This is a genomic window from Serratia ureilytica (assembly GCF_017309605.1).
In the GTDB taxonomy this organism is placed as follows: domain Bacteria; phylum Pseudomonadota; class Gammaproteobacteria; order Enterobacterales; family Enterobacteriaceae; genus Serratia; species Serratia ureilytica.
Genome location: NZ_CP071320.1, coordinates 1,968,247 through 1,983,633, shown reverse-complemented (window position 1 = coordinate 1,983,633; position 15,387 = coordinate 1,968,247). Strand labels below are relative to the sequence as shown.

At 61.9% G+C, this 15,387-nt stretch carries 18 protein-coding genes; 5 read left to right on the top strand and 13 right to left on the bottom strand.

Going from position 1 to position 15,387, the window contains the following annotated elements; all coding sequences use genetic code 11:
* Positions 1–21: 21 nt before the first annotated feature.
* The 10 genes from flgK to flgB form a co-directional block, all read right to left on the bottom strand.
* Positions 22–1,671, bottom strand: a complete 1,650-nt coding sequence (gene flgK, locus J0X03_RS09170) for a flagellar hook-associated protein FlgK (RefSeq protein ID WP_033643519.1) — start codon at positions 1,669–1,671, stop codon at positions 22–24.
* A gap of 206 nt (positions 1,672–1,877) precedes the next feature.
* Entirely contained in the window at positions 1,878–2,822 is a 945-nt protein-coding gene (flgJ, locus tag J0X03_RS09165; RefSeq protein WP_033643520.1) for a flagellar assembly peptidoglycan hydrolase FlgJ, read from the bottom strand.
* Positions 2,822–3,922 carry a flagellar basal body P-ring protein FlgI gene (locus J0X03_RS09160; protein WP_004934816.1) on the bottom strand — a complete coding sequence of 367 codons (1,101 nt, stop codon included), beginning with the start codon at positions 3,920–3,922 and terminating at the stop codon, positions 2,822–2,824. Before J0X03_RS09160 ends, flgJ begins: the two co-directional genes overlap by 1 nt.
* Before the next feature lie 10 nt (positions 3,923–3,932).
* Positions 3,933–4,634, bottom strand: a complete 702-nt coding sequence (gene flgH / locus J0X03_RS09155; protein ID WP_004934817.1) for a flagellar basal body L-ring protein FlgH — start codon at positions 4,632–4,634, stop codon at positions 3,933–3,935.
* An 83-nt stretch (positions 4,635–4,717) separates the two neighbouring features.
* Positions 4,718–5,500 (bottom strand): flagellar basal-body rod protein FlgG, encoded by a 783-nt coding sequence (gene flgG, locus J0X03_RS09150; RefSeq protein WP_004934819.1) that lies wholly within the window; start codon positions 5,498–5,500, stop codon positions 4,718–4,720.
* Positions 5,501–5,518: 18 nt separating this feature from the next.
* Positions 5,519–6,274: a flagellar basal body rod protein FlgF gene (locus tag J0X03_RS09145; RefSeq protein WP_033650865.1), complete on the bottom strand. Its 756-nt coding sequence runs from the start codon at positions 6,272–6,274 to the stop codon at positions 5,519–5,521.
* A 12-nt stretch (positions 6,275–6,286) separates the two neighbouring features.
* On the bottom strand, positions 6,287–7,510 hold the full coding sequence (flgE, locus tag J0X03_RS09140) for a flagellar hook protein FlgE (RefSeq protein WP_033643522.1): 1,224 nt from the start codon (positions 7,508–7,510) through the stop codon (positions 6,287–6,289).
* A gap of 54 nt (positions 7,511–7,564) precedes the next feature.
* Positions 7,565–8,242 (bottom strand): flagellar hook assembly protein FlgD, encoded by a 678-nt coding sequence (gene flgD / locus J0X03_RS09135; RefSeq protein ID WP_033643523.1) that lies wholly within the window; start codon positions 8,240–8,242, stop codon positions 7,565–7,567.
* Positions 8,243–8,254: 12 nt separating this feature from the next.
* A complete protein-coding gene (gene flgC, locus J0X03_RS09130; protein ID WP_004934826.1) occupies positions 8,255–8,659 on the bottom strand; it encodes a flagellar basal body rod protein FlgC in 405 nt (134 codons plus the stop codon).
* 5 nt (positions 8,660–8,664) lie between these two features.
* Entirely contained in the window at positions 8,665–9,078 is a 414-nt protein-coding gene (gene flgB, locus J0X03_RS09125; RefSeq protein WP_033643526.1) for a flagellar basal body rod protein FlgB, read from the bottom strand.
* Between the two features lie 160 nt (positions 9,079–9,238).
* On the opposite strand from flgB, the gene flgA reads away from it, so the two are divergent.
* From flgA to J0X03_RS09100, 5 genes are all read left to right on the top strand, one after another.
* Positions 9,239–9,892: a flagellar basal body P-ring formation chaperone FlgA gene (gene flgA / locus J0X03_RS09120; RefSeq protein WP_033650864.1), complete on the top strand. Its 654-nt coding sequence runs from the start codon at positions 9,239–9,241 to the stop codon at positions 9,890–9,892.
* Between the two features lie 129 nt (positions 9,893–10,021).
* Complete coding sequence (gene flgM / locus J0X03_RS09115) at positions 10,022–10,333, top strand: flagellar biosynthesis anti-sigma factor FlgM (protein ID WP_004934832.1); 312 nt, start codon at positions 10,022–10,024, stop codon at positions 10,331–10,333.
* 40 nt (positions 10,334–10,373) lie between these two features.
* Positions 10,374–10,808 carry a flagella synthesis protein FlgN gene (locus J0X03_RS09110; protein WP_033650863.1) on the top strand — a complete coding sequence of 145 codons (435 nt, stop codon included), beginning with the start codon at positions 10,374–10,376 and terminating at the stop codon, positions 10,806–10,808.
* Between the two features lie 229 nt (positions 10,809–11,037).
* Positions 11,038–11,412: a type II toxin-antitoxin system RelE/ParE family toxin gene (locus J0X03_RS09105; RefSeq protein WP_033650862.1), complete on the top strand. Its 375-nt coding sequence runs from the start codon at positions 11,038–11,040 to the stop codon at positions 11,410–11,412.
* A complete protein-coding gene (locus tag J0X03_RS09100; protein WP_015378258.1) occupies positions 11,405–11,707 on the top strand; it encodes a helix-turn-helix domain-containing protein in 303 nt (100 codons plus the stop codon). The genes J0X03_RS09105 and J0X03_RS09100 overlap by 8 nt, the downstream gene beginning before the upstream one ends.
* Positions 11,708–11,709: 2 nt before the next feature.
* On the opposite strand, the gene J0X03_RS09095 is transcribed toward J0X03_RS09100, so the two are convergent.
* From J0X03_RS09095 to flhB, 3 genes are read right to left on the bottom strand one after another with little or no spacing between them, the layout of a single operon-like run.
* A complete protein-coding gene (locus J0X03_RS09095; RefSeq protein WP_033643530.1) occupies positions 11,710–12,114 on the bottom strand; it encodes a flagellar protein FlhE in 405 nt (134 codons plus the stop codon).
* Positions 12,114–14,192 carry a flagellar biosynthesis protein FlhA gene (gene flhA / locus J0X03_RS09090; protein ID WP_033643531.1) on the bottom strand — a complete coding sequence of 693 codons (2,079 nt, stop codon included), beginning with the start codon at positions 14,190–14,192 and terminating at the stop codon, positions 12,114–12,116. The genes J0X03_RS09095 and flhA overlap by 1 nt, the downstream gene beginning before the upstream one ends.
* On the bottom strand, positions 14,185–15,336 hold the full coding sequence (gene flhB / locus J0X03_RS09085; protein ID WP_033640021.1) for a flagellar biosynthesis protein FlhB: 1,152 nt from the start codon (positions 15,334–15,336) through the stop codon (positions 14,185–14,187). Before flhB ends, flhA begins: the two co-directional genes overlap by 8 nt.
* Between the last annotated feature and the right edge of the window lie 51 nt (positions 15,337–15,387).

Here is a 15,387-nt window from a genome sequence, read left to right as displayed (position 1 = left end):
CGGCGCCGATTAACAATGAAATCAACGAATGTTCAGCAGCGCGTCGAACAGCGAGCTGGCGGTCTGAATCACCTGCGCGTTGGCCATGTAGTACTGCTGGAAACGCAGCAGTTCACCGTACTCTTCGTCAAGGTTGACGCCGGACATCGACTGCTGTTGCGCGCCCAGCTGGGTGACGATTTTGGCCTGCGACGTGGCGATGGCCTTGGCGGCGGCGGTCTGGTTGCCGACGCCGCTGACGATGCCGGCGTAAGCGCCGCTCAGGGTCGCTTTGCCGTCCACCAGGTTTTTGGTTTGCAGATCCAGCAGTTTCTTGGCGTTCTCGTTATCGCCGCGGCCGCTGTCGTCTTTACCGGCGGCGGCGATCTTGGACGAATCGGTGATGGCCACTTTCAGGTTGCCCGCCACGTCGCTGACCGGTTTCACGGTGAAACTGTCTTTGGCCTGCGCATTGCCGTCGATGCTCACTTCCAACCCGTCGAAGTTCAGCGTCGGTTTACCGTCGGCGCTGGTGCCCGGCGTCGCGTTGACTTTCACGTTGTCCGGCAGGCGGCTGACCTGCCAGTTGCTGCCGTCGAACTCGACGCGATAATCGTTGGCCTTCACCTTGCCGGTATCGGTGTAAGAGACCGACAGCGACGCGTCGCCGGTGTTGCGGGTGTTATCCACCACCCGGCCGCCGCTGAAGCTGAAGAAGTCGCCGCCCGCGTCACCGTTCAGATCGAAGCCGGCGCGATGCTGTTGGTTAAAGCTGTCCGCCATCGCCAGCGCCAACTGGCCCAGCTGATTGCGCACGCCGTCCAGCGTTTCGCTGCGGAATTTCAGCACGCCGCTCAGCGTGCCGCTGGTGATCTGGCCTTCCGGCACTTCGCTGGCGCCGTTGCCGCGGTTATAGCCGATGGTCAGACGGGAAGGATCGCTGCTGGAAGGCACGGCTTCCACCTGATACGTATTGCTGCCCTGCACCAGGGTCAAACCGTTGGCGAAGGAAACGGTATAGGCGTCGCCGTCCTGTTGCGTGACCTGTACGCCCACCAGCTGGTTCAATTCGGTGACCAGCTGATCGCGCTGATCCAGCAACGCATTCGGTTCGCCGCCGGCGCTGCCGCGCAAACGGGTGATCTCGTCGTTCAGCTTGGCGATCTGTTGGCCGTAGCTGTTGATCTGCTGCGCCGTATCGCTGATCTGCTGATTGACGCCGTTGTCCATGTCGCGCAGGAATTTGTCGGTGTTGTTGAACTGGTTCACCAAGCCGTTGGCCTTGCCCAGCACCGTCTGGCGCGCGGCGTCGTCACCGGCGTTGCTCACCAAGTTCTGCAGGTTGGTAAAGAAATCCTGCATGTTGGTCGACAGCGGGTTGGTCTTGCTCGCCAACAGGTTGTCGATCTGCGAAATCTTCTCATAATAGGCGTTTTGCGCCCCGAACGCGCTTTGCGCGCCGCGCAGCTGGTTGGTGATGAACTGGTTGTACTCGCGGTTAACGCTGGTGACGGTCACGCCGTTGCCGATAAAGCCGCTCATGGTGGCCATGCCGCCGTTCTGCGCCAGGATCGCGGTCTGACGGTTGTAGCCCGCCACGTTGTAGTTGGAGATGTTGTTGCTGACGGTACTGAGCGCCACCTGAGCCGCATTCAGCCCGCTCATCGCGGTATTGATTAAGCTATTGGACATCGGAATTCCTTATGCTGCGGCGCCGGTGGCCCACAGGGTTCTTAATTGAGCTGCTGAGCCTGTTCGCTCAGCCTGTTTCGGTTATCGGCAAAAATGAGAAGAACTTGAGGAAAAAAAGCGGCAATGCGGTCAGCATCCAGCGAGCCTCCATTGCCGCCTACCCCCTAAATAATTGGCGCCGCAGCGGCGTCAAGAATGACGGGGATTTAGAACAAATCTTTCAGATCGTGGGTGTAAGCTTTCACCGCCTGTTCCCCCGCGCTCTTCATCTGCTGAATCACGCTGACCAACTTGCTGGCGTACTGGGGATCGGTGGCGTACCCGGCGCGCTGCAGCGCATGCGCCGCCTGCTCCGGGCTGCGCGCGGCGGCCACGTCGGCGTAGCGCGGGTTGTTGGTCAGCAGTTTGACGTAATCGGCGATCGCTTCGACGTACGACCCGTAAACGCGGAACTTCGCCTTCACCTTCTTCGCCGCGCCCTGTTCGAACTCGGTGGTGGTGATCTCCGTCACCGGCCCGCTCCAGCTGCCGCCGGCCTTGATGCCGAACAGGTTGTAGCTCGGCGTGCCGTCTGAGGTTGGGATCTCGCGCTGCCCCCAGCCGGATTCCAGCGCCGCCTGCGCGACGATCAGCTGATGCGGAATGCCGCTCTGCTGGCTGGCGACCTTCGCCGGTATCGACAGACGAGCGACGAAGTTGCCGTTGTTGAGCGACAGCGGCGCGGCGGCCGGCGGGGCTTTCGGCATCGCCCGGCGCACCATCTGCTCCAGCGCCTGGTTCGGCAGCGTTTGCAGCACCTCGTTGTCCAGCGCCATCGGCGACATGCCCGCAGTTTCGCTCGGCACCGCGTTGGCGTTGCTCATCTGCTTGACCATCATGTCGGCCAGCCCCAGCCCTTTTTGCGACATCTGCTGGGCGATTTGCTGATCGTACATCGAGGTATAGAGCCGCGTTTGATCGCTGCTCAACACCCCGTCCTGCGGCAAGGCGGAACGCATGCTTTTCAGCATCATCTGCACGAACATGCCTTCCACCTGCTGGGCCACCTGCTTGAGGTTGCCCTGCGGGTCGGCCGCCGCGTCGCGCTTCAGGCCGTTCAGCGCCTGGGCGTCATAGGCCGCGCCCGACATCGCCATCAGATCGCCCGCCATCAGATGATTTCCAGCTTGGCGCGCAGGCAGCCGGCGCTCTGCATCGCCTGCAGGATCGACATCAGATCGATCGGCGTGGCGCCCAGCGCGTTCAGCGCGCGAATGACGTTGTTCAGGTTGGCGCTGGCATTCACCTTCTGCAGCGACCCGCCCTGCTGTTGCACCGAAATCTGGGTGTTTGGCGTCACCACCGTTTGGCCGCCGCCGAACGGCGTCGTCGGTTGGCTGACGGTGTTCTGCCGATCGACCACCACCGACAGGTTGCCCTGGGCGACGGCGCAGGAATCGAGGATCACATCGCGGTTCATCACCACCGACCCGGTGCGCGAGTTGATGATCACTTTGGCGTCCATTGCGCCGACGTTGACGGTGATGTTTTGAATCTCCGCCAGGAAGCGCACCTGAGAGCTGTTGCCCTGCGGCACCAGCACCTGAATCGTACGGGCGTCGAGCGGCGTCGCGGTGCCGCCGCCGCGTTGGCGGTTGATGGCGTCGCTGATCTGCTGCGCCAGCGTGAAGTCTTCGTCGTTCAGCTGCAGGTTGAGTACGCCGCCGCTGCCGAAGGTGGTCGGCAGTTCGCGCTCGATGGTGGCGCCGTTGCTGATGCGCCCGCCCGCCAGCTGGTTGACCTGCACGCTGCTGCCGCCGGCCGCCGCGCCCGCGCCGCCGACCAGCACGTTGCCCTGCGCCAGCGCATAGACCTGGTTATCCACGCCTTTCAGCGGCGTCATCAGCAAGGTGCCGCCACGCAGGCTCTTGGCGTTGCCCATTGATGAGACCACCACGTCGATATTCTGCCCGGCGCGCGAGAACGGCGGCAGTTTGGCGGTCACCATCACCGCCGCCACGTTTTTCAGCTGCATGTTGGTGCCCGGCGGCACGGTGATACCCAACTGCGACAGCATGTTGCTCAGGCTTTGGGTGGTGAACGGCGTCTGCATGGTCTGGTCGCCGGAGCCGTCCAGCCCCACCACCAGGCCGTAGCCGATCAGGGCGTTGTCTCGCACGCCCTGCACCGTCACCAGATCGCGGATGCGCTCCGCCGCCGCCGGCAAGCACACCAGCCCGACGCACAGCGCGATAAACCATTTTTTCAGCATCAGTCAATCCTTAGAACGGTGAAACATTTAAGAAGAAGCGCTGCAGCCAGCCCATGGTCTGCGCTTCGTTGATATAGCCATTGCCGACGTATTCGATCCGCGCGTCCGCCACCTGCGTCGAGGTGACCGAGTTGTTGCCGCTGATGGTGCGCGGGTTGACGACGCCGGAGAAACGAATGAATTCGGTGCCCTGGTTGATGGCGATCTGCTTTTCCCCCACCACGTGCAGGTTGCCGTTGGCCAGCACCTGGTTGACCGTCACCGTAATGGTGCCGTTGAAGGTGTTGTTGGCGTTGGCGCCGCCCTTGCCGCCGAAGGTGCTGTCGCCGGAAATGTCCATATCGGCGCGCGCATTGCCCAACAGGCCGTCAAGGTAACGCGGCGAGGTGGCGACGCCGAACTTGCTGGCGCCGTTGCGGCTGGCATTGGCGGAGGAGCTCTTGCTGGCGCTGACGTTTTCCTGCAGCACGATGGTCAGGGTGTCGCCGACGTTGCGCGGACGGCGGTCTTCGAACAGCGGCTGATAGCCGTAGTTCATCGGCTGCACCGTCTGGAAGATCGAGCCGTTCGGCATCGGCGCGCTGGCCGGCGCGGGCTGCGCCGTGGTCGCACCGTCCACCAGCGGTTTATGCGGAATATAAGCGCAGCCGCTCAGCGTCAGCATCACCATTCCCGCCAGCCAGCGTTGTCCCTGCCGCGGCAGGATTGCCATCGAATATGTGGTTACCACGGGTATCGCCTTTGTTTCACGAAAGAGAATGACGGGCGCGGCAAGCCGGGCCCGTCAATGACAGATTACAGTTGCGTCAGCTTTTGCAGCATCTGATCGGAAGTCGATACCGCTTTGCTGTTGATCTCGTAAGCGCGCTGAGTCTGGATCATGTTGACCAGCTCTTCCGCCACGTTAACGTTGGAGGTCTCCACGTAGCCCTGATACAGCAGACCGGCGCCGTTGAGCCCCGGCGTGCTCTCGTTCGGCGCGCCCGAGCTTTCGGTTTCCTGATACAGGTTCTCGCCCACGCTCTCCAGACCGCTGTCGTTGACAAAGGTCGTCAGCGTCAATTGGCCCACCTGCTGGGCGGCGGTTTGCCCCTGCTGGGTGACGCTGACGATGCCATCGCGGCCGACGGTGATGGACAGCGCGTTCGCCGGAATGGTGATCGCCGGCTGCACCTGGAAACCGCTGGAAGTGACCAACTGGCCGTTCTGATCGATCTGGAACGAGCCGTCGCGCGTGTAGGCCTGGGTGCCGTCCGGCAACATCACCTGGAAGAACCCCTGCCCCTTGATGGCGACGTCTTTGCTGTTGTTGGTCTGCGACAGGTTGCCCTGGCTGTGCAGCCGCTCGGTCGCCACCGGACGCACGCCGGTGCCGATCTGCAGACCGGAAGGCAGCGTGGTCTGCTCGGAGGACTGCGCCCCCGGCTGACGCATGGTCTGGTACAGCAGATCTTCAAATACCGCACGCTGGCGTTTGAAGCCGTTGGTGCTGACGTTCGCCAGGTTGTTGGCGATCACGTCCATGTTGGTCTGCTGCGCGTCCAGACCGGTTTTGGCAATCCATAAGGATGGAATCATCGGTTATTTCCTTGCTGCTTAGCTCACTGAGAGCAGTGAGTTGGCACGCTGTTCGTTTTCATCCACGCTGTGGATGACCTTCATTTGCATTTCAAAACGGCGGGCGTTGGCGATCATGTCGACCATGGTCTCCATCGGCTTGACGTTGCTGCCTTCCAGCACCCCGGGCATCACCCGCACCTGCGGATCGTTTTGCAACTGATTGCCGCGCATCTGTTGGGTTTCCGGCGTCAGGCGGAACAGCCCGTCGTCACCGCGCATCACTTCGCGCGCGTCGGCTTTCACCAGCTTCAGGCGGCCGATCTGCGCGATGGTGTTCGGCGGATCGCCGGCGTTCAGCGCCGAAATGGTGCCGTCGGCGGCGATGGTGATCTCCGCCGACGGCGGCACCTCGATCGGCCCCCCGTCGCCCATCACCGGCAGCCCCTGCACCGTCAACTGCCCGGTGGAGGAGATCTGGATGTTGCCGTTGCGGGTATAGGCTTCACCGCCGCCCGGCAGGCTCACCGCCAGGAAACCGTCCTGCTGCAGCGCCACATCCAGCGGGCGCGCCGTATAGTTCAGCGCCCCCTGGCTCATGTCGGCGCCCGGCGTCGACGCGGCCACCAATGTGCGCGTCGCCAGGCTCGGCCCGTCAACCGGCACCGCGCGCAGCGCGGCGAGCTGAGCGCGAAAGCCCGGCGTCGACGCGTTGGCCAGGTTGTTGGCGGTAATGGACTGCTGCTCCAGCGTTTGGCGAGCCGCGCCCATCGCGGTATAAATCGCGTGATCCATAACTCGACCCTATTAGCGCAGGCTAACCAACGTCTGCAGAATGGAGTCCTGCGTCTTGATGGTCTGGGCGTTGGACTGATAGTTACGCTGTGCGACGATCATGTTCACCAGCTCCTGGCTCAGATCGACGTTGGAAGACTCCAGCGCGCCGCTGGTCAGCTTGCCTAAGCCGCCGCCGCCCGCAAGACCGACGCGCGGCTGGCCGGACGCGCCGGTTTCCTGCCAAACGTTATCGCCCTGCGACGCCAGCCCTTCCGGGTTGGAGAAGTTAGCCATGACGATCTGGCCCAACAGCTGGGTTTGCTGGTTGGAGTAGACGCCCACGATGGTGCCGTCGTTGTTGATCTGATAGCCCGTGTATTCACCGGCGGCATAACCGTCCTGCGATACCTTGCTCACCGAGTCGCTGCTCACGTTCTGCTGCATGCTGCCGGCGAAGCTCAGGGTGAAGTTTTGCGCCGGCGCGCCGTCTTTGGCGGTCATCGGGATCACCATGCTGAACTCGCCCGGCGCGCCGTTGGTGCTGGTGGTTTTCACCAGGGTACCGCTGGTGCTGAACTCCATGGTGCCGGCGTTCACTGGCGCTGCGCTGCCGTCCTGGGTGTAGACCTGCCATTTATTGTCTTCGGTCTTCACGAAGTAAGCGTTGATGTTGTGCGCGTTACCCAGCGAGTCGTAGGCGGTGATGGTATTGGTATAGTTGTAGCTGTCCTGTTTGGTCGGATCGAAGGTCTTGTTTTCCGGCACCTTATGGGTCGACATCAGGTTGGCGACCATCTGGCCGGAAGTGGACGCTTTCGCGTTCATCATGCCTTCAGGAATGCTCAACGGCACCGGGTTGGCGCCCTGCTGAATGGTCGGCGGGGAGCCGGCCGCCGGATAGCCGGTCAGCTGCAGACCCTGCATGTTGGTCAGATTGCGGTTCTCGTCCAGCTTGAACTGGCCGTTGCGGGTATAGAAGATGCCGCCGTCTTTATCCTGCATGCGGAAAAAGCCGTTGCCGTTGATGGCCACATCCAATGAACGGCTGGTGCCGGTGGTGGTGCCGCCCTTGAAGTTCTGGGTGATGCCGGACACTTTGACGCCCAGACCGACCTGCGAACCGGCGAACATGTCGGCAAAGGAGACGCTGCCGGATTTGAAGCCCGCCGTCGCGGAGTTGGCGATGTTGTTACCGATCACGTCCAGGTTGGTTGCTGCCGCGTTCAAGCCGCTGACTGCCTGAGAAAAGGCCATGTTATTCTCCGAATAGTGGTCAGGCTATCGTCCGATTGAGCCTGATGCTTAGGGTTATAAGATCTGTCGCACGTCTTCCAGGGTGGCGTTGCCCGCCAGACCGAGATCCAGCTTGGCGCCGTTGCCGTCGCGGATCACGCCGTTCACCAGGCCGAAGTGCAGGCTGCGCGCCACCAACTGCTCGCCGTTGCCTTTGGCGTTAATCGCCACTTTGTAGGCGCCGTCGGGCGCGGTGGAGCCGTCATCCAGCGAACCGTCCCAGGTGAAGGCATGCACGCCGGCGGTCAGACCGCCGATTTCGATGGTGCGCACCACCTGCCCGCTGGCGTTGGTGATGGTGGCGGTTACCTGATCGGCGGCGCGCTCCAGTTCCACGCCGAACGGCGTGGTGCTGACTTTGCCGTCCTTGCTGCCGACCAGAATGTTGCTGCCCGGCACCATCACGCCGTGGCCGATCAGCGCGGTGGCCTGCAGCGACTGATTGCTGTTGATCTGACCGGAGATCGACCCCAGCGTGGTGTTGAGTTTTTCGATGCCCTGAACGGTGTTGATCTGCGCCAGCTGCGAGGTCAGTTCGTTGTTCTGCATCGGATTGGTCGGGTCCTGGTTTTTCAACTGCGCCACCAGCAGCGTCAGGAAGCTGTTGTGCAGATCCTGGCTGTTGGTATTTTTGCTGTTGTTACCGATGACGGTATTGTCCAACGACTCGTTCGTGGTTGGGGCGATAGCCATGGGAACCTCCGGTTACTGACCCAGCGTCAGGGTTTTCATCATCATCGACTTGGTGGTGTTGAGCACCTCGACGTTGGCCTGATAGCTGCGGGAAGCGGAGATGGTGTTGACCATTTCCCCCACTACGTCGACGTTCGGCATGCGCACATACCCCTTGGCGTCCGCCAGCGGGTTGCCCGGCTGATACACCAGACGCTCGGGCGCCGGATCGTCCACCACCTGGGCAACGCGCACGCCGCCGGTCGGCTGTCCCGGCGCCGCTGCGACCTGGAACACCACCTGCTTGGCGCGGTAAGGTTCGCCGTCCGGGCCGGTCACGCTGTCGGCGTTGGCCATGTTGCTGGCGCTGACGTTCATGCGCTGGGATTGCGCCGATAACGCCGAGCCGGAGATATCAAAAATATTCAGTAAAGACATGCGCCTTATCCTTGTTGCAGTACGGACATCATCCCTTTGATCTGACCGTTGAGCAGCGTCAGGTCGGTCTGATATTTCAGGCTGTTATCGGCAAAGTTGGTGCGTTCGCGATCCATGTCCACCGTGTTGCCGTCCATCGACGGCTGATCCGGCACCCGGAACAGCAGATCGAGCTGCGGCGGCTGCAGGGTCTGCGCCGGGATATGGCGCGCCGCCGTCAGGTTGAGCGCCATGCCGTTGCCGCTGACGCGCCCCTGCTCCATCACTTTGTTCAATTGGCTGGCGAAATCGATATCCCGTGCCTGATAACCCGGTGTGTCTGCGTTGGCGATGTTGGCGGCCAGAATTTCCTGCCGCTGGGCGCGCAAGTTCAGCGCCTCTTGGCCAAAGCGCAGAGCCGCGTCCAGTTTGTCGAGCATGCTCCCTCCGCGAGGTTAGAATTTGGAGTCGACAGCATAAACGCCCCCCGCGCTACCCTATCGCGGGAATAAACGCAAAATGGGGCGCTATTTATCTGCTTAGCCTGCGCGCGCTGCGGGTACACTTACGCGTATCCCGATGAAGCTTGAGAAGATGACGATGAAAGGTAAAATGCTGCTGCTTATCGGCCTGCTGTGCAGTCTGAACGCGCGCGCCGACGATCTGGCGACGCAAATCGAAAGCTTCATCCAAGGCAAGTTCAGCGGCGAACCGGTACAGGTAAAAGTGCGGGTGCGCACGCCGCCGAACCAATGGCCCGCTTGCGAACTGCCGCAGCTGTCGCTGCCGCCCAACGCGCGGATCGGCGGCAACGTCAGCATTTCGGCGCGCTGTGGCCAGGAGCGGCGTTTTATCCAGACGCAGGTGCAGGTGTTCGGCCGCTATCTCGTTTCGGCGCGCGGCATCACCGCCGGCAGCCGGTTGACGGCGGCGGACCTGACGTTGAAAGAAGGTCGGCTCGATACCCTGCCGCCGCGCGCGCTGACCGAAGCGGGCAAAGCGTTAGGCGCCGTCAGCCTGCGCAACATCAGCCCCGGCCAGCCGCTGACCCTCGCCATGCTGCGCCGGGCCTGGATTATCAAGGCCGGGCAACCGGTGCAGGTCAATGCACAGGGCGAAGGATTCAGCATTAGCGGCGCGGGCAAGGCGATGAACAACGCCGCCGCCGAAGACAGCGTGCGCGTGCGCATGGCGTCCGGGCAAATCGTCAGTGGCGTGGTCGGGGACGACGGCGCGATTCGCATTACGTTATAAAAAAGTAAAGGTTCCGCAAACCTTGCCGATAAGACAAATCAAGCAGCATTTTATTGGCCATCAGGGCCGCAACACTTTCATTGCAGCGTCGTCGCCCGAGTGCGGTCACGGCGTAAACGGAGATGGACCATGAGTATCGATCGCACCCAGCGGTTACAGCCGGTTTCCACTGTGCAACCGCGTGAAACCCCGGCCGACAACCCGCTCCAGCCGCGTAAGGCCGCCGTGGCCGAAACCGCCGTCAGCGGTACGCAGGTCAAACTGAGCGAGGCGCAGGCGCGCCTGATGCAGCCGGGCACCCAGGATATCGATATGGGCCGGGTCGAGGCCATCAAGCAGGCGATCCGCAACGGTGAACTGAAGATGGACGCCGGCAAAATCGCCGACGCACTGCTGCAAGACGCGCAGAGCGATGTTCAATGGATCGCCGGACGCGACTGACAACGCGGCGGCGGGTAGCGGTAAAGGATAAGTCATCACTATGGAAAAGCTGGCACAACTGCTGGACAAACTGTTGGAAACGCTGCAGGCGCTCAATGGCGTGCTGGAAGAAGAGCACGATCTGTTATGCTCCGGCCAGCTGCCGGGCGTGGCCTTGCAGCGCGTAACCGATGCCAAAAGCCAACTGTTGGCGACGGTCGCCTACCTCGAGCAACAGCGCCTGGGGCAGGAAAAAACCTGCGGGCAACGCGCGCCCTATGCCAGCCACGCCCCCCTGGCCGACCGTTGGCAGCGCGTTCAATTGCTGAGCCAAACGCTGCGCGAAAAGAACCAGCACAACGGCCTGCTGCTCAATCAGCAGATCGACCATAACGCTCAGGCGCTGGCCATCCTCAGCAAAAACAACAAATCGCTGTATGGCCCGGACGGCCAGTCGCACGCCGGCAGCCTGCTCGGCAGAAAAATCGGCGTCTGACCTGACTCATTTGCCCGGTGAGCCTATCACCGGGCATGCGTTAACCGGCTTCTGCGCATCCCGTCGCATTTTCTCCCTATCACTCTTTGAATTCACTTAAGACTTTGCGCCAGGCTGCGCATGGCGTGAATTTGGCTGTTTCTTTCCCTTTGGCCGCTTGTCACCCTGTGATTATTTTTAAACCACTTGAAATATACCCTTAACGGGTATAGATTCGCAGGGAGAGCGAATGGCCGACATTTATCTCACCAAAACCTTTCAGGGTTTTGCCGCACGCGAGCGCATTAGCGACGCCACGATAGTGAAAGCGGCGCGAGAGATGCAACATCAGCTGTACGACGCCAATCTTGGCGGTTGCGTATACAAAAAGCGCATCGCTCGGGCTGGTGCGGGCAAACGTGGCGGCTATCGGGTACTGATCGTTTTTCGCGATGAAGACCGCCTGTTTTTTATGCGCGGCTTTGCCAAAAGCGAGAGAGAAAACATCAGTGCGGATGAGTTACAGGGATTGAAACATCTGGCTGCGCTGTATCTGGATTATTCGCCATTCAGACTCTACCAGCTGGTCAACAACAGGGAGTTACGGAGGCTAAGCGATGAGTAAAATTCTTGCCGAGATCCACCAGGAAGTTCAGGGCCTGCACCGCGCCGGTTTCGTCGACGACGTGACCATGCGCACTTTCGACATGCTGTGCCTGCGGCCGGTAAAGCAGTTCGGGCCGGCCGAGATCCGCGCGTTGCGCGAACGGGAAAACGTCAGTCAGCCGGTGTTTGCGCTGTATCTCAACGTCAGCAAAAAGGCGGTGCAGAAATGGGAGCGCGGCGAAGCGCAGCCGAACTCCGCCGCGATGAAACTGCTGACGCTGGTGGAACGCAACGGCCTGCAAATTCTGGCCTGATCTTACTGATAATTGACGATCACCTGATTGCCAATCACCCGCAGCGGCGGATTCAGCCCGCCTTGCGACTGCACGTAATAGACAAAGCGCAATTCCGCATTGGCCGGCTCGCCCTGCAGACCGATGCTGCTGCCGCTGCCGCCGCCGAGCGGAATGCAGCGGTTTACCGTGCAAAGCTGGGCCTGCAGCCCCACGGGCTCCGGCCCCAGCAAACGGTAGCGCCAGCTGACGCTGGTGATGCGCGCATTGGCATCCGGCAGCGCGTTCGGCGGCCGCAAACCGGCGGATTCATCGCGCATCCCGCCCTGTTCCAGCGTGACCCCCGCCCCTTCAGCCACCCAGGAGCCGGACACCGCGCCGGCGGCTAGCGGCGCCAGCAAACACAACAAGGACAGACAGCGTTTCATCAGGCGGCTCCAATGGTCGAGGTCATGCGAATCTGGCGATCGTCGTTGATCTCCAGGTTGGACAGCACCACGAGCTGCGGCAGGCTGCGACGCAGGAAGCGCGCCAGTAAAGGACGCAGCGCATGGTTAACCAACAGCACCGGCGGCGCGCTGAGCATCTCTTGCCGTTGCAGCGCCTGACGCGCCTGCTCCAGCAGACGGTCAGCCAGCCCCGGCTCCAGACCGCCGCCGCCCTGCAACGCCTGCAACAACAGGCGCTCCAGCTGGGTATCCAAGCCGATAACCTGAATCTCGCCGTTGCCCGGGAACCACTGCTGCGTGATCGCCCGGCCCAGCGCCACCCGCACCACGGTGGTCAATTCGTAAGGATCGCTCTGCGCCGGGGCATGTTCCGCCAGCGTTTCGACGATGGTGCGCATATCGCGGATGGACACGCGCTCGGCGAGCAGATTTTGCAGCACCTTGTGCAGCGTCGTCAGTGACACCACGCCCGGCACGAAGTCTTCGGTCAGCTTCGGCATCTCCTGCGACACGCGATCCAACAGCTGTTGGGTCTCCTGGCGGCCGAACAGCTCGCTGGCGAACTGCCCTATCAGGTGATTGAGGTGCGTCGCCACCACGGTGCTGGCTTCCACCACGGTAAAGCCCTGGATTTGCGCCTGTTCGCGCAAGGCGCTGTCTATCCACACCGCTTCCAGCCCGAAGGCGGGATCGACGGTTTTGTCTCCCGCCAGCTCGCCCACGGCATTGCCGGGGTTGATCGCCAGCCAGCGGCCCGGCTGCGCTTCACCGCTGCCGATCTCGACGCCTTTCATCAGGATGCGATAGCTGGCTGGCGGCAGTTCCAGGTTGTCGCGAATATGCACCACCGGCGGCAGATAACCCATGTCCTGGGCGAATTTCTTGCGGATCCCGCGGATACGCCCAAGCAGCTCGCCGTTCTGTTGAAAATCGACCATCGGAATCAACCGGTAGCCCACTTCCATCCCCAGCGGATCTTCCAACTGCACGTCGGCCCAGCTGGCCTCGGCGGCCTGCGGATTCTCCGGCATCACCGGATCTTCCACCGTTTTCGGCGCCTGTTGTTCACGGCCGCGCAGCCACCAGGCGAGGCCCAGCAGAGCCGCGGTAAACAGCAGGAACACCAGGTTCGGCATGCCCGGCACCAGGCCCAGCAGGCCCAGCACCCCGGCACTCAGCAGCATCACGCGCGGATTGTTGAACAGCTGGCCCACCATCTGCTCGCCGACATCCTGATCGGTCGCGACGCGAGTGACGATGACACCGGCGGCGGTGGAGATCACCAATGCCGGGATCTGCGCCACCAGGCCGTCACCGATGGTCAGCAGCGTATAGCTTTCCGCCGCCGCCCCCAGTTCCATGCCGTGTTGCACCACGCCAACCAACAGGCCACCGACCACGTTCAGCACCATGATCATCAGGCCGGCGATGGCGTCGCCGCGCACGAATTTACTGGCGCCGTCCATCGAGCCGTAAAAATCGGCCTCCTGGGTCACTTCGGCGCGGCGTTTCTTCGCTTCGTCTTCGCCAATCAATCCGGCGTTCAGGTCGGCGTCGATCGCCATCTGTTTACCCGGCATGCCGTCCAGCACGAAGCGCGCGCCCACTTCGGCGATACGCCCTGCACCTTTGGTAATTACCATAAAGTTGATCAGCACCAGGATGATGAACACCACGATGCCGATGGCGAAGTTGCCCCCCACCAGGAAGTGGCCAAAGGCTTCCACCACGCGCCCGGCGGCGGCGGAACCAGTGTGGCCCTCCAGCAAGATGATGCGCGTCGACGCGACGTTGAGCGACAAACGCAGCAATGTGGAGAACAGCAGGATGGTCGGGAAAGCGGCGAACTCGAGCGTACGCTGGGTGAACATCGCCACCAGCAGCACCATGATCGACAGCGCGATGTTGAAGGTAAACAGCAGGTCGAGGATAAACGCCGGCAGCGGCAACACCATCATCGACAAAATCAGCAGGATCAGCACCGGGCCGGCCAGCACCTGCCACTGCGTATCTTTAAAATTGCCCGGCAAACGAAGCAGGGAGGCCAAATTAGCCATCAGAGTCACTCTCTCTCGCAAAATCCAGTGCTTCCGGCACCGGTAAACGTTCAGGTTTTTTCGGGATCAGGCCGCCCTCGCGCCGCCAGCGGCGCAGTTGGTACACCCAGGCCAGCACTTCGGCGACCGCGGCATACAGGGTGGCCGGAATGTGTTGTCCAATCTCGCTGTGCCGATACAGCGCGCGCGCCAGCGGCGGCGCCTCCAGCATCGGAATGCGGTGCTCCGCGCCGAGCTCGCGAATGCGCAAGGCGATTTCGCCGGCCCCTTTGGCCAGCACTTTCGGCGCACTCATTTTCTTGTCGTTGTACTGCAACGCGACGGCGTAGTGCGTCGGGTTGGTGACGATCACGTCCGCCTTAGGCACGTCGGCCATCATGCGGCGCCGGGCGATCGCCCGCTGCTGCTGGCGAATGCGCCCCTTAACGTGCGGGTCCCCTTCCTGATCCTTGAATTCGTCGCGAATATCCTGCTTGGTCATCTTCAGCTTTTTGAAGTGGCTCCACAGCTGATAGAACACGTCGAACGCCACCATCGGCGTCAGCCCCAGCACCACCAGAAAACCGCAGAACAGGATCATCTGCAGCGCATTGCCCAGCGCATCGAGCGGCTGCTGGGTCATCAGATGCAGCATCGCCGCCCAGTTGTGCCACAGATAAAGACCGGTGACCCAACCGACCAACGTCGCTTTCAGGATCCCTTTCAGCAGCTCGGCCAACACCTGGCTGGAAAAGATGCGTTTCAACCCGGACAGGGGGTTTAGCCGCTTCATATCGAACTTGATCGACTTGCCGCTGAACAAGATGCCCCCCAACAGCATTGGCGCGGCGAGCGCTACCAGCACCAGACCCGCCATGATCGGCAGCAGCGCCAGCACCGCCTGACGCAGCAACATGCCCAGTTGGCGAAGCATCTGCTTGTCGTTACTGACCATGCCGTGGTCAAAGTTCAGCCCTTGCGTGAGCATCGCCGCCAGCTGTTGCGCCATGTTGCTGCCGGACATCAGGATAATCGCCAGGCCCGAGAGCAGCATCAGTACCGAGGTCAGCTCGCGGGAGCGCGGGATCTGGCCGTCTTCACGCGCCTTTTCCAGCCTGTGGGGCGTGGGGGCCTCGCTTTTTTCCAGATCGCTGTCTTCAGCCACGAAACGCCGTTCCTGTGTCGGGAGGGTAAAGAATGGCGGTCAGCATGCCAA